The following is a 21,061-nucleotide window of genomic DNA, read 5'->3' as shown; positions in this document are numbered from 1 at the left end:
TCACGTCCCCCTTCCCCATCCAGGAGATGACCCTCCCCGTCGCCCTCTCCGGCACGGATGTCATCGGCCAGGCCAAGACCGGCACGGGCAAGACCCTCGGTTTCGGCCTTCCGCTGCTGGAGCGCGTCACCGTCCCCGTCGACGTCGAGGCGGGCCGGGCCAAGCCCGAGCAGCTGACCGACACCCCGCAGGCGCTGGTCGTCGTCCCCACCCGCGAGCTGTGCACGCAGGTCACCAACGACCTGCTGACGGCCGGCAAGGTGCGTAACGTCCGCGTGCTCGCGATCTACGGCGGCCGCGCCTACGAGCCCCAGGTCGAGGCCCTGAAGAAGGGCGTCGACGTCGTCGTCGGCACCCCCGGGCGCCTGCTCGACCTGGCCGGCCAGAAGAAGCTGAACCTGTCGCACGTGAAGGCGCTCGTCCTCGACGAGGCCGACGAGATGCTCGACCTGGGCTTCCTGCCCGACGTCGAGAAGATCATCCAGCTGCTGCCGGCCAGGCGCCAGACCATGCTGTTCTCGGCGACCATGCCGGGTGCGGTCATCGGCCTCGCCCGCCGCTACATGTCGCAGCCCACGCACATCCGCGCGACCTCGCCGGACGACCAGGGCGCGACCGTCGCGAACATCACACAGCGCGTCTACCGGGCCCACTCGATGGACAAGCCCGAGATGGTCTCCCGCATCCTCCAGGCCGAGGGCCGCGGGCTCGCCATGATCTTCTGCCGTACGAAGCGCACGGCCGCGGACATCGCCGAGCAGCTCGCCCGGCGTGGCTTCGCCTCCGGCGCGGTCCACGGCGACCTGGGCCAGGGCGCGCGCGAGCAGGCGCTGCGCGCGTTCCGCAACGGCAAGGTCGACGTGCTCGTCTGCACCGATGTCGCCGCGCGCGGCATCGACGTCGAGGGTGTCACGCACGTCATCAACTACCAGTCACCCGAGGACGAGAAAACGTACCTGCACCGCATCGGCCGCACCGGCCGCGCGGGTGCGACGGGTACGGCCGTCACGCTGGTCGACTGGGACGACATCCCGCGCTGGCAGCTGATCAACAAGGCGCTGGACCTGGACTTCAACGACCCGGTCGAGACGTACTCCACCTCCGAGCACCTCTTCGAGGAGCTCGGCATCCCGGCCGGCACGAAGGGCGTCCTGCCCCGCGCCGAGCGCACCCGCGCCGGTCTGGAGGCGGAGGAGCTGGAGGACCTCGGCGAGACGGGCGGCCGCGGGGCGCGTTCCGCGTCGCGTACGAAGCCCGCCGATCAGGCTGAGCGTCCGGCGCGCACGCCGCGCCAGCGTCGCCGTACGCGCGGCGGCACGCCGCTGGACGAGACGGCAGCCGCGGAGACGGCTGCGGTCACGCCGGTGGAGGAGACGGCCGACGAGGCTCCGCGCACGCCGCGGCGTCGCCGGCGCACCCGCGCGGGTGCGGGCGCGGCGGTCGAGACCGCCGAGACGGCAGCCGTCCGGACCGCCGAGGCGGTCGAGCCCGTGGAGACGGTCGCGGACGAGCCCGCCAAGCCGCGCCGCCGGCGCACCCGCTCCGGCGCCGTCAAGGCCGCGGAGACCGTAGAAGCCGTAGAGGCCGTTGAGGCTGTGGAGGCAGCCGCGGACGAGCCGGCCAAGCCCCGTCGCCGGCGCACCCGCTCCAGCGCCGCGAAGGCCGCGACCCAGCCGGAGTCCTGAGCCTCCGCCGAGCACGATCCGAGGGCCCGTCCCCCTGAGGGGGCGGGCCCTCGGCCGTGTCCTCGCCCCCTCGGGCACTCCGCCCCGACGGAACCCCGACGGGCTCCTCCCGAGCCCCCGGGTAGCCTCGTCGCATGAGTCGGCCGCCCACCTTCGTGCCCCCTGCCTGTGCCCGCGCCCGCATGCTCGAGACCTCACGCGGCGACTTCGCCGTGCTGGACGCCCTGCCGGGCGGGGCGGTGCGCGGCACCGCGTTGCTGCTGCCGGGCTACACCGGGAGCAAGGAGGACTTCATCGCGATGCTGGAGCCCCTGACCGCCGCGGGGTACCGGGCCGTGGCCGTCGACGGGCGCGGGCAGTACGAGAGCGAGGGGCCCGACGCCCAGGAGGCGTACGCCCAGGGCGAGCTGGCGCAGGACGTACTCGCGCAGGCCGTCGCCGTCGGCGGGCCGGTGCATCTCGTCGGGCACTCGCTCGGCGGCCAGATCGCCCGTGCGACGGTGCTCACCGACGCGGCGTCGTTTCGCACGCTGACGCTCATCTCGTCGGGGCCCGCCCGCATCAGCCCCGGGCAGCGGAGCAAGGTCGAGCTGCTGAGCGACGCGCTCGTCGCGATGGACATGGCCGAGGTCTGGGACGCCATGCGGGCCCTGGACCCCCCGGAGGAGGCGGAGCCGAACGGGCAGGGCCGGGAGGACCTGCGGCGGCGCTGGCTGCGCCACAACCCCGCCCAGCTCCTCGCCGCCGGACGGCAGTTGACCGTGGAGCCGGACCGGGTCGGCGAACTCGCCGCCGTACCGCTGCCCAAGCACGTGCTGTCGGGCGAGCGGGACGACACCTGGCCCGTGCCGCTGCTCGACGACATGGCACAGCGCCTGGGCGCGCACCGCACGGTCATCGAGGGCGCCGAGCATTCGCCGAACACGGACCGGCCGCGGGAGACGGCCGGAGCGCTCACCGCCTTCTGGAACCAGTACGCGGACTGACGACGATCAGAGCTGGCCCTGCAGGTGCTGCCAGAAGCCGTCCCGCAGGGCACGCCGCAGCGGCGCGTAGCCCCGCAGCGAGTGCTGGAGCAGCTTCTCCGCCTCGACGAGCAGATCCTGGTCCACCGGTCCCGGCAGATACGGATGTCCGGGCAGCAGCTCCTCCATCGACGCACGGCCGCGCTCCGCGAGCCAGGTCGCGGCGATCTGCGCGCCGACGAAGCGCACGTCGTCACGGGACGGCGGGGCGGTGTCCTCCTCGTAGGTGGTGACGGGCCGCCGCGTGACGTACGGCCGGCAGAAGTCCAGGTCGAAGGTGCGCCGGCTGTCGGCCTCCCAGAGCAGCGGCTCCGCCTGGTTGCCGCCCTCGGCGGACTCGATGCCCCAGAGGTGCACGCGCGCGCCGTACCCCTGGGCGGCCTCGACGGCGGGGACCAGGTCCTCGTCGCCGCCGACGAGCGCCGCGTCGCTGATCGCACGGTGCCGGGCGAGCGACTCCAGGTCGGAGCGGATGAGGGAGTCGACGCCCTTCTGCTGGTTGTTGGCGTTGAGGTTGCCGAGGCGGACCTTGACGTCCGGGAGGTCGGCGATGGACTGCTGCTCGGTGGTGTGGATACGGCGCCTGGCACCGTCGTACCAGTAGACGCGCAGCAGCCGGCTGTCCGCGAAGATCGTGCGGGCCGTGTCGATGAACGCCTCGATCAGCCCTTCGGCGTCAAGATCGAAGGAGCGCCGGTCCTCGGTACCCGCCACAAGCAACCCGGCCGCAGCATAGACGTAACCGGCGTCGACGAAGATGGCATGCGTGGACGGGGTCTTCGCGACCTCGGCGAGCATGCGCTGGAGCAGCTCGTTGGTGCGCTCCAGGCGGGCGCTGACGCTGGTGAGCTCGTCGTCGTTCATACGAAACCCATTGTGAGCAGGCCGGGCTCTACCCGCCAGTAGTTAGACATCCAAAAAATTTCCTTAGCGTAGGGAATGTTTGCCCCCTGCATCCCGTTGGAACGTATGGAACAGAGACGGACAGAAGGGAGAAGCCTTTAATGCGCTTCGAGATCATGCGACTCGACGACGTCGACGGCACCGCCGTGGACTGCACCGTTGTGGACGCCGCCTCCGTCAACCGGATGGTCCAGCAGGCCGCGGCGATCGGCCAGCGTATCTACATCCGGCCGGCCGGGACCTCGGCCTCGTAACCACAGCTGCACTTCGCCCCCGTACGGTCACGATCGTACGGGGGCGAAGTGCTGTCCGGGGCCGGTACCGCGGAGTGGGCTCAGGCGCCCTGGACCCGCGGAGTGGGCTCAGGCGCCCTGGATCACCTGCGTCACGCCGTTGATGATCTGCTGCACGGCGATCGCGGACAGCATCATGCCCGCGAGCCTGGTCACCAGGACGACACCGCCGTCCTTGATGACCCGGATGATCAGCAGCGAGTAGCGCATCGTCAGCCACAGCACGACGTGCATCGCGACGATCGCCGCCCACACCGAGATCTGCGCCTCGACGCTGCCGGCGTGCTGCACCGCGAGGATCACCGAGACGATCGCGCCCGGCCCGGCCAGCAGCGGCATGCCGAGCGGTACGAGCGCCACGTTGACGTCCTTCGTCTGCTTGGGCTCGTCGGTCTTGCCGGTCAGCAGGTCGAGCGCGATGAGCAGCAGGAGCAGACCGCCCGCGATCATCAGGGCGGGCACGGAGACATGGAGATAGTCGAGGATCTGCTGGCCCAGGATGCCGAAGACGGCGATGACGCCGAAGGCGACGGCAACGGCCTGCCAGGCCATCCGGCGCTGGACCTTGACGGGGCGGCCGGAGGTCAGGGCGAGGAAGATCGGGGTGATCCCGGGCGGATCCATGATCACGAAGAGGGTCAGGAAGAGGGAGCCGAAGACGGCGACGTCGAACACAGTGATGCCTTGCGGGGTGTTGGGGTGTGGGGTGCAGAGGAGCGCCGGACCGGCCTGGAGCTTCGCAGCTCCGCCGGGCGCGGCGCAGCGGACGCGCAGGGGCCCAGGGGCCCGGGGAGGCAGGACGCAGGGAGGGCGCGACCGGATCCCGGTCGAGGACCCGGTCCGGAGGGCCGGCCTAGCGGGATGTTCCGCCCGTGCCCGGGACCGGGAACGCGCCGGTCGCGCGGCGCGTGATCTCGCCGTAGATCTCCGGGTCGGTCGTGAAGTCGCCGAGCCGGCAGGTCTTGCGGCTGCCGTGGTAGTCGCTGGAGCCGGTGGGCAGCAGACCGAGGTCGGCGGCGAGTCCGCGCAGCCGGGCGCGCGCCGGCTCGTCGTGGTCCATGTGGTCGACCTCGATGCCGTCGAGGCCCGCCGCGGCGAGCCGGGCGATGGCCTCCTCGGGCACGACCTCGCCACGCTTGACGGCGAGCGGGTGGGCGAAGATCGTGACGCCCCCGGCCGCCTTGACCAGGCGGATCGCCTCGAACGGGTCGAGCTCGTGCTTCTCGACGTACGCACGCCCGCCGTTCGCCAGCCAGTCGGGCGTGAAGGCGGCGGAGACATCGGGCACGACGCCGAGTTCGACCAGCGCCTCTGCTATGTGCGGCCGGCCGACCGAGCCGTCGCCCGCGATCACCGCGACCCGAGCCCAGTCGATGGGCACACCGAGTTCCTGGAGCTTGACCACCATGGCGCGGGCGCGCGGTACGCGATCGTCCCTGACCAGCTCGCGCTCGCGCGCCAGCTCGGGCTCGTCGGGGTCGAAGAGGTACGCCAGCATGTGCAGGCCCACGCCCTCGACGCGGCAGGACAGTTCGGCGCCGGTGACGAGGGTGAGCGGACGGTCGAGACCCGGCAGCGCGGCGATCGCCTCGGCGTGACCGGCGACGGTGTCGTGGTCGGTGAGCGCGACGACGTCGAGCCCGGCGGCCGCCGCGTTGCGGACCAGCCCGGCCGGGGTGTCCGTACCGTCCGATGCCGTGGAGTGGGTGTGCAGATCGATGCGCACGGCGTACGGCTCCAGGGCTCGGGGCGGACAGGGGACGTCCAATCCTAACGGGGGATCGAACATCACCCGGACCGCCGCATCACGTGAAAGCCCTCACCGCAGCCGTGACCGCCGCGTCGCCGTCAGGACAGCAGCCGCGGGGACAGCGCCCCGCACGGCAGCAGGTCCACCTCCGAGCCCGCGTCCCGCAGATCGGTGAGTATCAGCTCGTCGTACATCAGCAGGCCCGTCGACTCGGGCCAGACGATCGCCCACAGCCACAGCCCCATCGCCTCGCCCGCGAAGACGGCGCGGTCCTCCGGGGCGTCGTTGACGTGCCACAGCGGCGTCGGCCGGCCCGCGGCGAGCACCTTGGCCTGGGGTGGTTTGTCGACGGTCATGTGCGGTCCCGGATCCGGCCCGTCGATGCCCGCGAACCGGGCACCGAGGCCGACCCCGAGCTCCTCGGCGACCAGCAGCAACTCCCCCACCCCGCCGAGAGGTCCGGGCCCGGAGCAGGCGACGGCGGTGGCGCGGCCACCGCTGCGGTCGTCACCGGCGTACGCGACGCCGGTGAACAGCCAGCCGACCGGGAGCGGCCAGGGCATCCACACCGGCACCTGGGCGCGGGCCACCACGACGCTGAGGGCTTCGACGCTGGGCGGGATCACCGGCTGCAGCGGGTGCACGGATCCGTGCACATCGCACTGCCACGTGTCGGCGAAGAGACCGGGCGCCCTGACCCGGCCACCGCACTTCGGGCAACTGGGTTCGCCCCTCATAGCGCTCAACGGTCCTACCCGCCCGGCGCCGCGTCAAGGACGATCACCCGCCCGGCACGCCGCTTTCACCCGCGTTCACCAGGGGAAACTGGATGTATGTTGCATTCATTAGAATGTCTAACTTATTATTTGCATGGCGCACCGATCCAGCGGGAGAAGCAGAGGAGCAGCCATGCGCGCAGAGGACCCGTTCGAAGCCGGAGGCGAAACCGGAGGCGCAACCGGGAGCGGAACCGGAGGGTCCGCGACCCCGGGCATCCTGCGCCAGCCCAAGGCCGTCTGGGCCACGGCCGGCGCCTCCGTCGTCGCCTTCATGGGCATCGGCCTCGTCGATCCGATCCTGCCGTCCATCGCCAAGGGCCTGGACACCACGCCGAGTCAGGTCTCGCTGCTGTTCACCTCGTACTTCCTGATCACCGCGGTGGCCATGCTGGTCACCGGCTACGTCTCCAGCCGGATCGGCGGCCGCAGGACCCTGCTCGCGGGCCTCGCGCTGGTCGTCGTCTTCGCCGCGCTCTCCGGCACGTCAGGCTCCGTCGGCGAACTCGTCGGCTTCCGTGCCGGCTGGGGCCTCGGCAACGCGCTCTTCGTCTCGACGGCGCTCGCGGTCATCGTCGGCGCGGCGGCCGGGGGCAGCGCCGCGGCGATCCTGCTGTACGAGTCGGCGCTCGGCCTCGGCATGGCCTGCGGCCCGCTGCTCGGCGCTCTCCTGGGCGACGCGAACTGGCGCTACCCGTTCTTCGGCACCGCCGCGCTGATGGCGGTGGGCTTCCTCTGCATCGCCGCCTTCCTCAGGGGACAGCCGACGCCCGCCCGCAAGACCTCGCTGCTCGACCCGCTGAAGGCGCTCGGCCACGGCGGTCTCGCCACCACCGCGGCGTCGGCGTTCTTCTACAACTACGCCTTCTTCACGGTGCTGGCCTTCACGCCGTTCGTGCTGGACATGTCGCCGTACCGGTCGGGGGCGGTCTTCTTCGCCTGGGGCCTGCTGCTCGCGGTCTTCTCGGTGCTGGTCGCGCCGCGGCTCCAGCAGCGGTACGGATCGACCCGGGTGCTGGTCGGCTCGCTGCTGCTGCTCGCGGCGGACGTGGTGGTGCTCGGCTACGGGGACCGCACCGCGGCCGTCGTCTGCACGGTCCTGTCCGGTGCCCTCATCGGTGTGAACAACACCGTCTTCACGGAGCTGGCGCTCGGCGTCTCGGACGCCCCGCGTCCGGTGGCGAGCGCGGGCTACAACTTCGTCCGCTGGTTCGCGGCGGCCGCGGCCCCGTATCTGGCGCCGAAGATCGAGGAGTGGAGCGACGTCCATCTGCCGTTCGTGGCCGCGGGTGTCGCGGCGGCGGCCGGGGCGGCGATCGTGTGGGCGCGGCGGGCTTCACTGACGCACGGGACGGCGGAACGGCAGCCGGCCGCCGTCGCACGGGACGGGGCCGCGCGGGACGGGGCCGTGGTCTTCGCCGACTGACACCGGCGCGGACCACCCCGGCCGGCCGACGCGGCCGACGCGGCCGACGAGGCCGACGAGGCCGACGAGGCCGGCTTCGGCCAACTCGGCCATGAGATACGTCACTTCACGCCATGCGCACGAGGACTGACGTCACGTCAGGGACACCGACCTGCGCAGCGGATCACGGAGGTCCGTACCGTGCTTCAGCCACCGCTCCTGGAGCGCAGCCGCACCGTGCACGCGCTTCCACGCGGCCTCGTTCGCCGTCATCGGCAGCAGCGGCAGGAAGCGCACCGGGTCCATCGGATCGTCCAGCTCCAGGTCCTCCACCAGTCCGCCGGACCCGGCGACCAGGACGGAGGAGAACGGCGCCTGCGGCCACAGCGGCGCACCGACGTCCATGGAGTTGCCCGGTGCCACGATCACGCCCTCGACCTGCGGAGACGACGCCAGGACCGCGAGCGGGCGGAGTACCTTGTCGGTGTCGGCGAGCCCGGCCCTGACCGACAGGAGCAGCTCCGCACGGGGCCCCTTCACGGGGTCGGCGAGGACGTCCTGAGGGTCGTTCATCGGCTGCCCGGACATGCCCAGCGTGGCGTAGCGGACGATGTCTCCGTCGATGAAACGGAGCACCTCCATCCGGTCCGTGCCGAGAAACGTCACCGCCGCGCGAGCGTCGGGCTCACCGAACGCCGTGCGCAACCGGGCCTCGACCAGAGCAAGAACTTCTCCCATCCCGCGAGCATAGATCGCGTCAGGAAGGGGCAAAGAACGGGATTGACCCGCAGTCGGCTGATAGGCTTGGCCGCCTGTTGGGCCAGCACGCAGAAGCGTGGCTTTCGAGTCCCGACGACAGGACATCCCCCACGGGGGACCGGCCGGAGGAGGTGGGGCTGCGGTGGATCGAAGTCGACCGTGCAGTACCAGCCGCTCTTCCGCGCGAATCCTCCCCTCGGCCCCGACTCGCTGAGGGTCTCCCGCACCGTCAGTTCCATGGCACCGCGCAGGTCGGAAGAGCACGCACGTTTTGCCTGACTGTCTGTAGCGAACGCCGTCACCGCGTCCCGCGGTGCCGCCCGCTTTGCGGACGTACCGACGTACACGTCCCCATTCCGGGCTGCGCCACGCCTCGCACGGCGGCCTCTCCGTGAAGGAGCCTGCCATGTCGATGATCCGTGACCTGCGCGAAGCGGTCCGCCCCACGCTGCGCAAGAACAGCGCGCCGTACAGCGGCGGCCTGTACGGCGCGTACGACGCCACCCGCGACCCCTCCGCCTCCAGCGCGGTCGTCGACTGCGCCGTCTACCGCGACGGCAAGCGCGTGTCCGACACCGCCTGCCAGACCCCGCACGAGGCGATGCTGCGGGTGCGCGAGGGCGGCGGCTTCGCATGGATCGGGCTCCACGAGCCGACGGAGGAGGAGTTCGCGGGCATCGCCGCCGAGTTCGGGCTCCACCCGCTCGCCGTGGAGGACGCCGTCCACGCCCACCAGCGGCCCAAGCTGGAGCGCTACGACGACACGCTCTTCACCGTCTTCAAGACCATCCACTACGTCGAGCACGCCGAACTGACGGCGACCAGCGAAGTCGTCGAGACCGGCGAGGTCATGTGCTTCACCGGGCCCGACTTCGTGATCACCGTGCGCCACGGCGGCCAGGGCTCGCTGCGCAATCTGCGCCACCGGCTCCAGGACGACCCCGAGTTGCTCGCCAAGGGCCCCTCGGCCGTGCTGCACGCCATCGCCGACCATGTCGTGGACGGGTACATCGCGGTCGCGGACGCCGTCCAGGACGACATCGACGAGATCGAGATCGACGTCTTCTCGGCGCCCTCGAAGGGCAGCACACGCGGCACGGACACCGGGCGGATCTACCAGCTCAAGCGGGAAGTGCTGGAGTTCAAGCGGGCCGTGATGCCGCTGCTGCGGCCGATGCAGCTGCTGAGCGAGCGGCCGATGCGGCTGGTCGACCCGGACATCCAGAAGTACTTCCGCGACGTCGCCGACCACCTGGCCCGGGTGCAGGAGCAGGTCATCGGCTTCGACGAACTGCTGAACTCGATCCTCCAGGCCAATCTGGCGCAGGCGACGGTCGCGCAGAACGAGGACATGCGCAAGATCACATCGTGGGCGGCGATCATCGCCGTGCCGACGGCGGTCTGCGGCGTCTACGGCATGAACTTCGACCACATGCCCGAGCTGCACTGGAGATACGGCTACCCGATGGTGCTCGTCGGCATCGTCGCCGTCTGTCTCACCATTCACCGCACGCTGAAGCGCAACGGCTGGCTCTAATAGGCTGCGGGCATGAACGACGTGCATGACGCGCTGCTCGGCCGGGCCCTCGTCGAGGAGGCCACCAAGAAGTCGGGCCTCATCTGGGTCCGTGGCACCGCCGGCCCCGCCCGGGCACTGTGGCACGCCTGGCACGACGGTGCGGCGTACGTCGTCGGCGACGGCCCCGGCGAGCAGCCGCTGCCCGGTCTGGCGAACGGCTCCACCGCCGAGGTGACCGTACGCAGTAAGGACAAGGGCGGCCGGCTGGTCGCCTGGACGGCCGCGGTGACGGAGCCGGCGCCCGGCTCGGAGACCTGGGAGGCCGCGGTCGCCGAGCTGAAGGGCAAGCGGCTGAACGCGCCGGACGGCGAGCACATGACGGAGCGCTGGGCGCGCGAGTGCCGGGTGCTGCGGCTGGAGCCGCGCGAGTCGACCACGGAGCTCCCGGACGACTCCCTGTCCGCGGTCCCGCTCCCCACCCCGGCGACCACCCGCCACCCGATCCCCGCAGCCCTCCCTCGCCTCCTCCTCCGCCGCCGCCGACGCCCCTCCTGACCCCCTGCCCGCAGCCCGCCCGGCGATCGGAGCCCAGGGGGTCTGGGGCCTAGGGGCCCAGGGGCCCACAACCAGCCCCGCCGGCGATTGAGGCGCGGGGGTTCGGGGGCAGCGCCCCCGTCAGCGGGGCCGGGGCGGAGCCCCGGAGAGAGGCGTCAGTCGTTGGTGCGGGGGAGCTCGCGACCGTAGTCGACCGTCGCGTCCTTCGTCGGCGCCTCCAGCTCGAAGTCCTCGTTCCAGTCCGCCAGCGTCAGCACCCCCGCCCCGCCCGCCCGGGCGAACTGCACCGGAAAGGGCGTGCCCTGCAGCGAGACGTCGAGCGTGCCGCCGCCGCCCTCCGCGCCCAGCACCTTGACCGTGCGGATGCCGCCGATCGTGTCGCGGTCGCCCTTGCTGCGCTTCCCGTGCAGCCCGAGCAGCCCGTCCAGCAGCACGTCCATCTCGGTGAAGCCGCGCAGCTGCTTGTACGAGGGGTCGTCCTCCGGGACCTTGACGTACTTGTCGTCGAGCTTGTCCGCCGCGGCGGTGTCCTCCTCGGTCGGCGGCTTGGACGCCCCCTTGCCGTCGGAGTCGGTGTGCGCCCAGAAGTCCGCGTCGGCCTTCAGATAGAGCGCGTCGCCGACCCGCAGCAGCTCGAAGGTCGAGTTCTTCGAGGTGACCGAGCCGATGCCGCCGCTCTTCTTCAGCTGCATGTTCAGCTTGTACGTGCCGCCCTTGGAGACCAGCGTCCCGGAGAGCCGTACCGCCTGTGCCGCGTCCGTCGCCGCCTTGGCCTTCGCCTCGATCTCGGTCGCCTCCAGCTTGCCCACGCCGTTCGTGCCCGCGTCGGGATCCTCGCCGGCACAGGCGGTGAGGGCCGCGGCCAGTCCCAGACAGAGCGCGACGGGGAGCGCGGCACGACGGGCCCGGGCCACGGCAGTGGCCGGGGGGAGAGCGGTCACGAGCGCCCTGCCTCTCGTACAGGTGGGGGTGGCAAGACCGCAGCGTACCTGTGCCCATCGCCTTGTCAGCAGGGAGCCGTACGGACGGATCTCACGGGCAGTATGGATCCGCACGGGCTAGCCTGAAGCCGTTGAACAGCGGCATTTCTGGGCATTTCATGGCACGGAGGAGGCGCGGAGCATGCCTGCAGGCGCCCCCCGGATCTTTGTCTCGCACCTGGCCGGTGTCCCGGTCTTCGACCCCAACGGCGACCAGGTCGGACGTGTGCGCGACCTCGTGGCCATGCTCCGCGTCGGCCGCCGCCCGCCCAGGCTCCTCGGCATCGTCGTCGAGGTGGTCAGCCGCCGCCGGATCTTCCTCCCCATGACCCGGGTGACCGGCGTCGAGTCCGGCCAGGTCATCACCACCGGCGTCGTCAACATGCGGCGCTTCGAGCAGCGCCCGACCGAGCGCCTCGTTCTCGGCGAGCTGCTCGACCGGCGGGTCCGTCTCGTCGCCACGGACGAGGAGGTCACCGTCCTGGACGTCGCCATCCAGCAGCTGCCCGCCCGCCGCGACTGGGAGATCGACAAGGTCTTCGTACGCAAGGGGAAGGGCGGGGCGCTGCGCCGCAAGGGCGAGGCGCTGACCGTCGAGTGGTCGGCGGTCACCGGCTTCTCGCTGGAGGAGGACGGGCAGGGCGCGGAGAGCCTGCTCGCCACCTTCGAGCGGCTGCGCCCGGCCGACCTCGCCAGCGCCCTGCACCACCTCTCCCCCAAGCGCCGCGTGGAGGTCGCCGCCGCCCTGCACGACGAGCGGCTCGCCGACGTGCTGGAGGAGTTGCCCGAGGACGAGCAGATCGAGATCCTCGGCAAGCTCAAGGAGGAGCGGGCGGCCGACGTGCTGGAGGCCATGGACCCGGACGACGCGGCCGATCTCCTGTCCGAGCTGCCCGAGGAGGACAAGGAGCGGCTGCTCACACTGATGCGCCCGGACGACGCGGCCGACGTGCGCCGCCTGATGTCGTACGAGGAGCGGACCGCGGGCGGGCTGATGACGACCGAGCCCATCGTGCTGCGCCCTGACGCGACGGTCGCGGACGCGCTGGCCCGGGTGCGCCAGCAGGACCTCTCGCCCGCGCTCGCGGCGCAGTGCTACGTCTGCCGGCCGCCCGACGAGACACCGACCGGCAAGTACCTGGGCACGGTGCACTTCCAGCGGCTGCTGCGGGACCCGCCGTTCACCCTCGTCAGCTCGATCGTCGAGACCGATCTGCCGCCGCTCGCACCGGACACCCCGCTGCCGGCGGTGACCAGTTATCTCGCCGCGTACAACATGGTCGCCGCGCCGGTCGTGGACGACAGCGGGTCGCTGCTGGGCGCGGTGACCGTGGACGACGTACTGGACCATCTGCTGCCGGAGGACTGGCGGGAGGCCGAGTTCGAAGGGACGGAGGCGACCCATGGGCAGTGAGTACGGCCTCTCGGAGCGCGGCGGGGGCGGCCGCGAGGGCAGGGAGCGCGAACGGGAACGGGAACGCGAACGCGAGTGGGAGCGGGAGAAGGAACGCGAGCGTGAGCGGGAGCGGGAACTGGAGCGGCTGACGGGCGGCCCGCCGCGGATCCGGCTCGACCAGCCGCGCGCGCCGAGGCGCAAGGTCCTGCCCGACTACGACCCCGAAGCCTTCGGGCGGTTCTCCGAGCGGATCGCCCGCTTCCTGGGCACGGGCCGGTTCCTCGTCTGGATGACCCTGACGATCGTCATCTGGGTCCTGTGGAACATCTTCGCGCCGGCCCCGCTGCGCTTCGACGAGTACCCGTTCATCTTCCTGACGCTGGCCCTGTCGCTCCAGGCGTCCTACGCCGCCCCGCTGATCCTGCTGGCCCAGAACCGCCAGGACGACCGTGACCGGGTCAACCTGGAGCAGGACCGGGCGCAGAACGCGCGGTCCATCGCGGACACCGAGTACCTGACCCGGGAGATCGCGTCGCTGCGGATGGGGCTCGGCGAGGTCGCGACCCGTGACTGGATCCGTTCGGAGTTCGAGGACCTGCTGAAGGAGCTGGCGGACCGTCCTGCCGTATTCCCGCCGGAGGCGGCCAGGAGACGTGACGAAGGCGACCGCTGACGGACGTCTCCGGACGGCCCCGGACGGCCCCGGGGCGGGATGAGGCGCCGTACCATCGTCCGTATGGCTACGGAAGACGCGGTGCGCGAGGCGCTGTCGACGGTGAACGACCCCGAGATCAACAAGCCGATCACCGATCTCGGCATGGTCAAATCGGTCGAGATCGGGGACGACGGCGCGGTCGCCGTCACGGTCTATCTCACCGTCTCCGGCTGTCCGATGCGCGAGACCATCACCCAGCGCGTGACCGAAGCCGTCTCCCGGGTCGAGGGCGTCACCCGTGTCGACGTGGCACTGGACGTGATGAGCGACGAGCAGCGGCGTGAGCTCGCGGCCTCACTGCGTGGCGGCGGCGCCGAGCGCGAGGTGCCCTTCGCCAAGCCCGGCTCACTCACCCGGGTGTACGCGGTGGCGTCGGGCAAGGGCGGTGTCGGCAAGTCCTCCGTGACCGTGAACCTGGCGGCCGCGATGGCCGCCGACGGGCTGAAGGTCGGTGTCGTGGACGCCGACATCTACGGCCACAGCGTGCCGCGGATGCTGGGCGCGGACGGCCGTCCGACCCAGGTCGAGAACATGATCATGCCGCCGTCGGCGAACGGTGTGAAGGTCATCTCGATCGGCATGTTCACCCCGGGCAACGCCCCGGTGGTGTGGCGCGGCCCGATGCTGCACCGCGCGCTCCAGCAGTTCCTCGCGGATGTCTACTGGGGCGACCTGGACGTGCTGCTGCTCGACCTGCCGCCGGGCACCGGTGACATCGCGATCTCCGTCGCCCAGCTGGTGCCGAACGCCGAGATCCTGGTCGTGACCACCCCGCAGCAGGCCGCGGCCGAGGTCGCGGAGCGGGCCGGCTCCATCGCCGTACAGACCCACCAGAAGATCGTCGGCGTCGTCGAGAACATGTCGGGCCTGCCGTGCCCGCACTGCGACGAGATGGTCGATGTCTTCGGCACGGGCGGCGGCCAGCTGGTCGCCGACGGCCTGACCAGGACGACGGGTGCCACGGTGCCGGTGCTGGGCCAGATCCCGATCGACGTGCGGCTGCGCGAGGGCGGCGACGAGGGCAGGCCGGTCGTCCTGACCGACCCGGACTCGCCTGCGGGCGCGGCGCTCCGCTCCATCGCCGGCAAGCTCGGCGGCCGCCAGCGCGGCCTTGCGGGCCTGAGCCTGGGCATCACGCCGAGGAACAAGTTCTGAGCAGGCGCAAGTTCTGAGCAGGCGCTACGGGGCACGAAGGGGCACAGCCGGCATCGGCGGTGCCCCTTCGGCGTAGGCCCAGGCATCGGCCCCCAGGCAGAGGCCCTAGGCGTACGGGGCCAGGTCCCGCACGATCGAGAAGCCCAGCCCGTACGCGCTCATTCCCCGCCCGTACGCGCCGATGTGCACGCCGTTCTGCGCGGATCCCGCAAGCACCCAGCCGAACTCGGACTCCCGGTAGTGGAACGGCATCGGCACCCCGTCCACGGGCAGCGACAGCGCGGACCACGCCGCGCCTTCCAGGTCGTCCGCGAGCGCGAACGCCGTCTCGGTCTGCTGGTCCAGCCAGTCGTCGCGCAGCGAGTGGTCGAGCAGCGCGGGCCAGGTGTACGCCAGCAGCCCCGAGCCGGCCAGCCAGGCCGCGGAGGACACTGTCGTGGCCTCCAGGACCCCCGTGCCGTCCCCGCTGCGCCGCACCGGGCTCGCGGCGACCGTCACGACGGCCGCGAACCGTTCCTTCTCGGTGCCGGCGGCGTCGGACTTTATCGACGGCTCGTCACCATGGCCCAGCGAGCCGTGCTGCACCGTGCCGTCCGCGGCCGTGCCGACCTGCATCAGCCAGCGCGGCCCGGTGAACGCCTCGTCCAGTCCGTACCAGGGGAACTGTGCCCGCAGATAGCCGTCGACCCTGCGCCGGGCTACGGGCACCTCCTCAGCAGCGGATGTGCCGGCCGCGCTCTGCGCCCCTACCCGACTCGTCGTCTCCATCTGTCCGGCCGCCTCCTCGATCTTCCAGGTCCGGCAACGGCCCGCCCCCCGCGGGCGCCTCGTTCCGGACAGATGGAGGATAGCCACCTCGCACCGGCTCGTTGGGATTGATGGCGCCCGGGTGTGGTCAGGTGTGGCCGGATCGGGACGTCCGGAACATCGAGGACGACCGGGGCAACTCGGCTCAGGTGGCGTCCGCGTCGAACGGGGGACGCTCGCCCTGACCGGGGGTTTCGCGCTTCTTCAGCAGATCAGGACCGCTGCCGGGCGAGCCGTTGACGGTCGCCGGCACGGAGGGCGTCGGCTCCTTGCCGTTGACCGCGTCCGCGACCTCGTTCATTTCCTTCTTGAGGTCGAAGCTGCTGCGGATCTCCTTGAGATCGTCGTTCTCCGACAGCTGCTTGCGGATGAAGGTCTTCGGGTTGAGGTCCTCGAACTCGAAGTCCTTGAATTCCGGGCCCAGTTCGCTGCGGATGTCGTGCTTCGCGTTGTCGGAGAATTCCCTGACCTTGCGGACGAAGCGCGAGACGTCCTGGATGACCTTCGGCAGCTTGTCCGGGCCGAAAACGAGCACGGCAAGGACCACGAGCGTCACGAGCTCGAGTGCGCCTATGTCATTGAACACCTTGCTGCTCCTTGTGTTCCGCGTGCCCGCCGTCGTGGAAGCTGGTCATGGTTGTCAGGGTCCGCTCCACGGTACCCGCCGAATCTGTCCGGACGGTACCTCCGGGGTCACTTCAGGCTCCCTCAGGATGTCCGTCACGTGCCGCTGGACGAGCCGAGCGTCAGCGTCCTGGTCTGCTCCTTGCCGCCGCGGAGGATAGTCAGCTCCAGGCGGTCGCCGGGCCGGTGCGCGCGGATCTTGACGATGAGCTCCTCGCCGCTGTGCACGCGCTGGCCGTCGACCTTGGTGATGACGTCGCCGGAGCGGATGCCCGCCTTGGCGGCGGGGCCGCCCGCGGTGACGGACGGCGTGTCGTCCCGGCCCTTCTCGCCGACCCGGGCACCGTCGCCCGTGTACTTCATGTCGAGACTGACGCCGATGACCGGGTGGGTGGCCTTGCCCGTGTTGATCAGCTCCTCGGCGACGCGCTTGCCCTGGTTGATGGGGATCGCGAAGCCGAGACCTATCGAGCCTGCCTGACCGCCGCCCCCGTCGGGGCCGGCGCCGGTGTCGGCGGCGCGGATGGCGCTGTTGATGCCAATGACACGAGCCTTGGAGTCGACGAGCGGGCCGCCGGAGTTGCCGGGGTTTATCGGCGCGTCGGTCTGGAGCGCGTCGACATAGCTGACGTCGCTGCCGTCGCCCTTCTCGCCGCCCGCGGTGATGGGGCGCTCCTTGGCGCTGATGATTCCGGCGGTGACGGTGTTCTGCAGGTCGAAGGGGGCGCCGATGGCCACGACCGGGTCGCCGACCTGGACGTTGTCGGAGTTGCCGAGGGGCAGCGGCTTGAGGTTCGAGACCCCGGTGACCTTGACGACGGCGAGGTCGTAGCCGCTGTCCTTGCCGACGAGGGTCGCGCGGGCGGTCTCGCCGCCGCTGAAGGTGACGGTGATGTCGCCGGAGCTGCCGGCCGGGTCGACGACATGGTTGTTGGTGAGGATGTGGCCCTGCTGGTCGAGGACGAAGCCCGTGCCCGTGCCCTGCGCGGTGGTGCCGCTGACATGGAGCGTCACGACGCTGGGGAGGGCGCTGGCGGCGATGCCCGCGACGCTGTCGGGGGCGCGGCCCGCGGCCTCGGGGCCGGCCTGGGGAAGCTCCAGGGAGGTGATGCCGCCGTTGCGCTCCAGGTACGCGCCGATGCCGCCGCCGAGAACGCCGGTGACGAGCGCGAGGAGCAGGGCGCCGGTGAGGGCGAGCCCGCGCCGGGACCTCTTCTTCGCCGGTGCGCCGGGATGGCTCAGTGCCGTTGCCGCGCCGGGGAAGGCCGCCGCCGCGCCGGGGGCGCTCCAGGGGTCGTACTGGGTCCACTGCGCGGGCGCGGGAGGCAGCACGGGAGCCGATACAGGCGCCGGTACGGGCGCGGGCGCGGCGGATCCGTTGCCGGCGGGCGGCTGCGGCGGTACGGGGGTCCCGTGCGCCGGTGTGCCCACGGGGCGCTGCACGGGCGGTGCGGGCGCCCAGGGCCCCGGACCGCCGTAGGGCGGAGTCCGGTACTCGTCGGGCTCGTGGAGCGGCTGTGCGCCGCCGCCGTGCGGGGCCGTGGCGCCGCCGTCCGCCTCGGTCTCGGTCTGTGTCTCGGTCTCGGTCTCGGTCTCGGCCGGGGACGGTGTGCCGGGGGATGCGGGGGCCGGTGCGGCCAGCGTGTACTCGGACGGTTCGTCGTCCCGGACGGCGGGCGCGTCGGGTGCCACATCCATCGGGGCGGCCGGGGCGGGCCCCGGGTCCGGGGACGTGGGGTGCGGCCGGCTCCACCACGTCGACTTGGGACCCGTCTGCTTCCCGTTCTCCATGCTCTCCCCGCAACTGGCCGGTCTGCGCGCCCCGCCGGGCACCCCTCCCTGGATTCAATCAGGTTTGCGGGAGGCGTCCTACCGTGCGGTCGCCCGGCGCCCGCGCCGGCGTCCTGGCGTCAGCGCCCCGTCGGGGATGCGAGCCGGGTCGGATGGGGCGTGGCCGTCGGTGCAGGACCGGAGGCGATCGCGAGCTGGAACGCCGAGCCCGTCGGCCGTATCAGAGGCGATGGCACGCCCGGGAGCAGGCTCGACGCGGCGAAGGGCTGCGCGGCCGGCGGCTGTGTCTGCGCCAGCGGCTGCTGGAGCGCACCCATGGCCTGCTCGCCGCCCGCACCGCCACGCCGGCGGCCGGTGTCTCCGCCAGTCGACACGGCGGAGGGGGTCGTGCTCCGCATCGGCGTGACATTGTTTCCCCGCTGCTCGCCGCGGGCGGCCGAATCGCCCGGCGCGGCGAGCGGAAGCGTCCCGCCGAGCGCGATCGCGGCGAAGGACACGGCGCTCGCCGCCGTGAGCGCGAACCGGCGTCCGCGCCAGACCGAGCGCTCCGCCTCGGCCCGTCCCACGTCATGGATGCGGAACCCGGACCCGGGAGCGCCGCCGGGCAGCCCGTGCCGCGCCGGAACGTATCCGAAGTCCTCCGCCGTCATGCCGAAGACGCCGTCGCCGAAGCGTCCTCGGCCCAGACCTCCCCTGCCGAAGGGACCGCTGCTGCTGTCGTCGTCTGCGGCGGGCTGCCCTCCGGGCGGCCCGCCGGGCAAGCCCTGCAGGCGCGCGAGGAACCCTTCGGACGGCGGCGGCGGGGCGGTCGCCGCGAACACGCTCTTCAGCCGGCGCTGTGCGTCGGCCTCGGCCTTGCATTTGGGACAGGTCGCCAGATGCGCGAGCACCCGGTCGCGCACGTCGTGCTTCAGCTCGCCGTCGATCAGGGCGGCGAGCCGGTCCCCCAGGTGCTGCTCAGCAGGGGTCGGGCCGATGGTGCTCACGCGCGACCGCCCTCCCCGGCCACCGCCACCGCCGGCGCGCGCTGCTCGGCACGCGCCTCGGGAGAGCGGTGCTGCAGGGCCTTGCGCAGGTGGGAGCGGCCGCGGTGGATGCGACTGCGGACGGTGCCGAGCTTCACACCGAGCGTCGCGGCGATCTCCTCGTAGGACAGCCCCTCGATGTCGCAGAGGACGACGGCCGCGCGGAACTCGGGCGCGAGCGTGTCCAGCGCCTGCTGCACATCGGCGTCGAAGTGCGTGTCGTGGAAGACCTGCTGCGGGGACGGCTCACGGCTGGGCAGCCGCTCGGCCGCGTCGTCGCCGAGCGCGTCGAAACGGATCCGCTGCTTGCGGCGGACCATGTCCAGGAAGAGGTTGGTCGTGATGCGGTGCAGCCAGCCCTCGAACGTCCCCGGCGTATACGTCGACAGGGAGCGGAAGACACGGACGAAGACCTCCTGGGTGAGGTCCTCCGCATCGTGCTGGTTCCCGGTCAGACGGTACGCGAGGCGATAGACGCGAGCGCTGTGCGTGCTGACGATGTCCTCCCAGCTGGGAGGGGTCCACGCCTGCGATTCCGCATCCGGTGCGAACGTCGCGGTGGGTACGGAGTCGGCCTGGCTGGAACGGGCGTCAGCGGTGTCGGTCACGGATTTCGGCTCACCCGCCGACCCGAGGAGGCGCCTCAGCACCCCCCTCCGGTCCACAGGCGCAGCCGCACCTCCCCTGTCGGCTCTGGTGGTGTCCAGTGGAGCCCCTACCATAGCCACCTCGCCCGTTAGCTCCGGATAAGAATCTTTACGCGAATTTGGGGACAGTCGGCGGTCGCCCGCGTATTCCTTCCCGTCTCTCCATAACGCCCGGTCCCATCTGCGGGTTCCCGGTCGCAGCGGATACAGTCACCGTTGCGCCAACTACGGGGACAGGAGAGCGTCATTACCGCCAACCGGCAGACGAGCTGGGCGTTCGCCGACGCCTTTGTCGCCGAGGACGAAGCACTGCGCTGGGCCCGCGAGCGGTCCCGGGAAGCAGCGCTGCCCTCGGTGTCGCCAGGAACCGGCGCCGCGCTGCGACTGCTGGCCGCGACGGCGGACGCCAAGGCGGTGGCGGAGATCGGCACCGGCACGGGTGTCTCCGGGATCTATCTGCTGCAGGGCATGCGGCCCGACGGCGTGCTGACGACCGTCGACCCGGAGCCGGAGCGCCAGCAGTTCGCACGGCAGGCGTTCCGCGCCGCCGGGTTCGCGGGGAACCGGGCGCGCTTCATCCCCGGGCGCGCCCTCGACGTACTGCCCCGGCTCGCGGACGGGGGGTACGACCTCGTCTTCTGCGACGGTGACCGGCTGGAGTCCCTGGACTATCTCGCTGAATCGTTGCGCCTGCTGCGGCCCGGTGGGCTCGTCTGCTTCGAGGGCGTCTTCTTCGACGGCCGCACGGTCGATTCGGCGGCCCAGCCCGCGGAGGTGCTGCGGGTGCGCGAGCTGCTGCGGGCGGTGCGGGAGAGCCAGGGGCTGCTGCCGTCACTGCTGCCGGTGGGCGACGGCCTGCTGTGCGCGGTACGCCGAGGCTGATCCGGGGAACGCGGGACCGGAGAACGGCCGCAGGCACGCCACCGCCCCGGCACGGTCCTGCCGTGCCGGGGCGGTGCGCAAAAGCGGAAAGGTGTGTCGCTCGACGCTCGTCGCGTCAGCCGACGACCTTCTTGAGGGCGTCGCCGAGCGCGTCGGCCTCGTCCGGAGTCAGCTCGACGACAAGCCGACCGCCGCCTTCGAGCGGAACGCGCATGACGATGCCCCGCCCCTCCTTGGTCACCTCGAGCGGGCCGTCGCCCGTCCGCGGCTTCATGGCCGCCATGCTCGTTCCCCTTCCTGAAACCAGCTCATCGTCAGCCGACGGGCCCACCGGATGGGCACAGGTCACCGGCATCGAACACATTGCTT

22 protein-coding genes are annotated in these 21,061 nt (G+C 71.7%); 10 read left to right on the top strand and 12 right to left on the bottom strand.

Annotated elements, in window-relative coordinates:
• Positions 1-26: 26 nt before the first annotated feature.
• Together KK483_RS23860 and KK483_RS23855 are read left to right on the top strand one after the other, a co-directional pair.
• Positions 27-1,685 carry a DEAD/DEAH box helicase gene (locus tag KK483_RS23860; RefSeq protein ID WP_262007282.1) on the top strand — a complete coding sequence of 553 codons (1,659 nt, stop codon included), beginning with the start codon at positions 27-29 and terminating at the stop codon, positions 1,683-1,685.
• A 134-nt stretch (positions 1,686-1,819) separates the two neighbouring features.
• Positions 1,820-2,671 carry an alpha/beta fold hydrolase gene (locus tag KK483_RS23855; RefSeq protein WP_262007281.1) on the top strand — a complete coding sequence of 284 codons (852 nt, stop codon included), beginning with the start codon at positions 1,820-1,822 and terminating at the stop codon, positions 2,669-2,671.
• A gap of 6 nt (positions 2,672-2,677) precedes the next feature.
• Here KK483_RS23855 and KK483_RS23850 read toward each other — a convergent pair whose 3' ends face one another.
• Positions 2,678-3,574: an NYN domain-containing protein gene (locus KK483_RS23850; protein ID WP_262007280.1), complete on the bottom strand. Its 897-nt coding sequence runs from the start codon at positions 3,572-3,574 to the stop codon at positions 2,678-2,680.
• A 140-nt stretch (positions 3,575-3,714) separates the two neighbouring features.
• Between KK483_RS23850 and KK483_RS23845 the strand changes: the two genes are divergently transcribed.
• On the top strand, positions 3,715-3,867 hold the full coding sequence (locus tag KK483_RS23845; protein ID WP_262007279.1) for a hypothetical protein: 153 nt from the start codon (positions 3,715-3,717) through the stop codon (positions 3,865-3,867).
• Between the two features lie 108 nt (positions 3,868-3,975).
• On the opposite strand, the gene KK483_RS23840 is transcribed toward KK483_RS23845, so the two are convergent.
• The 3 genes from KK483_RS23840 to KK483_RS23830 form a co-directional block, all read right to left on the bottom strand.
• Positions 3,976-4,581, bottom strand: coding sequence for a MarC family protein (locus KK483_RS23840; RefSeq protein ID WP_262007278.1), 606 nt, complete (start codon positions 4,579-4,581; stop codon positions 3,976-3,978).
• 178 nt (positions 4,582-4,759) lie between these two features.
• Positions 4,760-5,632, bottom strand: coding sequence for a PHP domain-containing protein (locus tag KK483_RS23835; protein WP_262007277.1), 873 nt, complete (start codon positions 5,630-5,632; stop codon positions 4,760-4,762).
• A gap of 122 nt (positions 5,633-5,754) precedes the next feature.
• Complete coding sequence (locus tag KK483_RS23830) at positions 5,755-6,393, bottom strand: DUF6758 family protein (protein ID WP_262007276.1); 639 nt, start codon at positions 6,391-6,393, stop codon at positions 5,755-5,757.
• A 172-nt stretch (positions 6,394-6,565) separates the two neighbouring features.
• On the opposite strand from KK483_RS23830, the gene KK483_RS23825 reads away from it, so the two are divergent.
• Positions 6,566-7,858, top strand: a complete 1,293-nt coding sequence (locus KK483_RS23825; RefSeq protein WP_262007275.1) for an MFS transporter — start codon at positions 6,566-6,568, stop codon at positions 7,856-7,858.
• Between the two features lie 132 nt (positions 7,859-7,990).
• On the opposite strand, the gene KK483_RS23820 is transcribed toward KK483_RS23825, so the two are convergent.
• Entirely contained in the window at positions 7,991-8,575 is a 585-nt protein-coding gene (locus KK483_RS23820) for a suppressor of fused domain protein (protein WP_262007274.1), read from the bottom strand.
• Between the two features lie 427 nt (positions 8,576-9,002).
• Here KK483_RS23820 and KK483_RS23815 point away from each other — a divergent pair, with 427 nt between their 5' ends.
• Positions 9,003-10,133: a magnesium and cobalt transport protein CorA gene (locus KK483_RS23815; protein ID WP_262007273.1), complete on the top strand. Its 1,131-nt coding sequence runs from the start codon at positions 9,003-9,005 to the stop codon at positions 10,131-10,133.
• A gap of 12 nt (positions 10,134-10,145) precedes the next feature.
• A complete protein-coding gene (locus KK483_RS23810; RefSeq protein ID WP_399014686.1) occupies positions 10,146-10,670 on the top strand; it encodes a hypothetical protein in 525 nt (174 codons plus the stop codon).
• A gap of 155 nt (positions 10,671-10,825) precedes the next feature.
• Here KK483_RS23810 and KK483_RS23805 read toward each other — a convergent pair whose 3' ends face one another.
• Positions 10,826-11,611 carry a hypothetical protein gene (locus KK483_RS23805; protein ID WP_262007272.1) on the bottom strand — a complete coding sequence of 262 codons (786 nt, stop codon included), beginning with the start codon at positions 11,609-11,611 and terminating at the stop codon, positions 10,826-10,828.
• 181 nt (positions 11,612-11,792) lie between these two features.
• On the opposite strand from KK483_RS23805, the gene KK483_RS23800 reads away from it, so the two are divergent.
• The 3 genes from KK483_RS23800 (at position 11,793) to KK483_RS23790 (ending at position 14,916) form a co-directional block, all read left to right on the top strand.
• The gene (locus KK483_RS23800; protein WP_262007271.1) at positions 11,793-13,064 is read left to right on the top strand and encodes a magnesium transporter MgtE N-terminal domain-containing protein; all 1,272 of its coding nucleotides are present in this window, start codon (positions 11,793-11,795) and stop codon (positions 13,062-13,064) included.
• A complete protein-coding gene (locus tag KK483_RS23795; protein WP_262007270.1) occupies positions 13,054-13,719 on the top strand; it encodes a DUF1003 domain-containing protein in 666 nt (221 codons plus the stop codon). Before KK483_RS23800 ends, KK483_RS23795 begins: the two co-directional genes overlap by 11 nt.
• Before the next feature lie 63 nt (positions 13,720-13,782).
• Positions 13,783-14,916 (top strand): Mrp/NBP35 family ATP-binding protein, encoded by a 1,134-nt coding sequence (locus KK483_RS23790; protein WP_262007269.1) that lies wholly within the window; start codon positions 13,783-13,785, stop codon positions 14,914-14,916.
• A gap of 105 nt (positions 14,917-15,021) precedes the next feature.
• Here KK483_RS23790 and KK483_RS23785 read toward each other — a convergent pair whose 3' ends face one another.
• The 5 genes from KK483_RS23785 to sigE form a co-directional block, all read right to left on the bottom strand.
• Complete coding sequence (locus KK483_RS23785) at positions 15,022-15,684, bottom strand: hypothetical protein (RefSeq protein WP_262007268.1); 663 nt, start codon at positions 15,682-15,684, stop codon at positions 15,022-15,024.
• Between the two features lie 184 nt (positions 15,685-15,868).
• Positions 15,869-16,309: a sec-independent translocase gene (locus KK483_RS23780; protein WP_262007267.1), complete on the bottom strand. Its 441-nt coding sequence runs from the start codon at positions 16,307-16,309 to the stop codon at positions 15,869-15,871.
• Positions 16,310-16,443: 134 nt separating this feature from the next.
• Complete coding sequence (locus KK483_RS23775) at positions 16,444-18,138, bottom strand: S1C family serine protease (RefSeq protein ID WP_262007266.1); 1,695 nt, start codon at positions 18,136-18,138, stop codon at positions 16,444-16,446.
• A 119-nt stretch (positions 18,139-18,257) separates the two neighbouring features.
• Entirely contained in the window at positions 18,258-19,124 is an 867-nt protein-coding gene (locus KK483_RS23770) for an anti-sigma factor (RefSeq protein ID WP_262007265.1), read from the bottom strand.
• Complete coding sequence (gene sigE / locus KK483_RS23765) at positions 19,121-19,885, bottom strand: RNA polymerase sigma factor SigE (protein WP_262007264.1); 765 nt, start codon at positions 19,883-19,885, stop codon at positions 19,121-19,123. The genes KK483_RS23770 and sigE overlap by 4 nt, the downstream gene beginning before the upstream one ends.
• Before the next feature lie 141 nt (positions 19,886-20,026).
• On the opposite strand from sigE, the gene KK483_RS23760 reads away from it, so the two are divergent.
• On the top strand, positions 20,027-20,692 hold the full coding sequence (locus KK483_RS23760) for an O-methyltransferase (RefSeq protein ID WP_242329689.1): 666 nt from the start codon (positions 20,027-20,029) through the stop codon (positions 20,690-20,692).
• A gap of 115 nt (positions 20,693-20,807) precedes the next feature.
• On the opposite strand, the gene KK483_RS23755 is transcribed toward KK483_RS23760, so the two are convergent.
• Complete coding sequence (locus KK483_RS23755; RefSeq protein ID WP_003966491.1) at positions 20,808-20,975, bottom strand: DUF3117 domain-containing protein; 168 nt, start codon at positions 20,973-20,975, stop codon at positions 20,808-20,810.
• Positions 20,976-21,061 lie beyond the last annotated feature (86 nt).

The sequence above is a fragment of the Streptomyces sp. FIT100 genome (assembly GCF_024584805.1).
Classification (GTDB): domain Bacteria; phylum Actinomycetota; class Actinomycetes; order Streptomycetales; family Streptomycetaceae; genus Streptomyces.
Note: the sequence above shows the minus strand (reverse complement) of the source record. Positions and strands in the feature narration are given on the sequence as shown.

Excerpts from the sequence above, each read along its gene's own strand:
- KK483_RS23820 (WP_262007274.1), bottom strand. The coding sequence starts at position 8,575 with ATGGGAGAAGTTCTTGCTCTGGTCGAGGCCCGGTTGCGCACGGCGTTC.
- KK483_RS23775 (WP_262007266.1), bottom strand. The coding sequence starts at position 18,138 with ATGGAGAACGGGAAGCAGACGGGTCCCAAGTCGACGTGGTGGAGCCGG.
- KK483_RS23785 (WP_262007268.1), bottom strand. The coding sequence starts at position 15,684 with ATGGAGACGACGAGTCGGGTAGGGGCGCAGAGCGCGGCCGGCACATCC.
- KK483_RS23755 (WP_003966491.1), bottom strand. The coding sequence starts at position 20,975 with ATGGCGGCCATGAAGCCGCGGACGGGCGACGGCCCGCTCGAGGTGACC.
- KK483_RS23795 (WP_262007270.1), top strand. The coding sequence starts at position 13,054 with ATGGGCAGTGAGTACGGCCTCTCGGAGCGCGGCGGGGGCGGCCGCGAG.
- KK483_RS23825 (WP_262007275.1), top strand. The coding sequence starts at position 6,566 with ATGCGCGCAGAGGACCCGTTCGAAGCCGGAGGCGAAACCGGAGGCGCA.
- KK483_RS23860 (WP_262007282.1), top strand. The coding sequence starts at position 27 with ATGACCCTCCCCGTCGCCCTCTCCGGCACGGATGTCATCGGCCAGGCC.
- KK483_RS23845 (WP_262007279.1), top strand. The coding sequence starts at position 3,715 with ATGCGCTTCGAGATCATGCGACTCGACGACGTCGACGGCACCGCCGTG.
- KK483_RS23800 (WP_262007271.1), top strand. The coding sequence starts at position 11,793 with ATGCCTGCAGGCGCCCCCCGGATCTTTGTCTCGCACCTGGCCGGTGTC.
- sigE (WP_262007264.1), bottom strand. The coding sequence starts at position 19,885 with ATGGTAGGGGCTCCACTGGACACCACCAGAGCCGACAGGGGAGGTGCG.
- KK483_RS23830 (WP_262007276.1), bottom strand. The coding sequence starts at position 6,393 with ATGAGGGGCGAACCCAGTTGCCCGAAGTGCGGTGGCCGGGTCAGGGCG.
- KK483_RS23815 (WP_262007273.1), top strand. The coding sequence starts at position 9,003 with ATGTCGATGATCCGTGACCTGCGCGAAGCGGTCCGCCCCACGCTGCGC.
- KK483_RS23850 (WP_262007280.1), bottom strand. The coding sequence starts at position 3,574 with ATGAACGACGACGAGCTCACCAGCGTCAGCGCCCGCCTGGAGCGCACC.
- KK483_RS23855 (WP_262007281.1), top strand. The coding sequence starts at position 1,820 with ATGAGTCGGCCGCCCACCTTCGTGCCCCCTGCCTGTGCCCGCGCCCGC.
- KK483_RS23810 (WP_399014686.1), top strand. The coding sequence starts at position 10,146 with ATGAACGACGTGCATGACGCGCTGCTCGGCCGGGCCCTCGTCGAGGAG.
- KK483_RS23790 (WP_262007269.1), top strand. The coding sequence starts at position 13,783 with ATGGCTACGGAAGACGCGGTGCGCGAGGCGCTGTCGACGGTGAACGAC.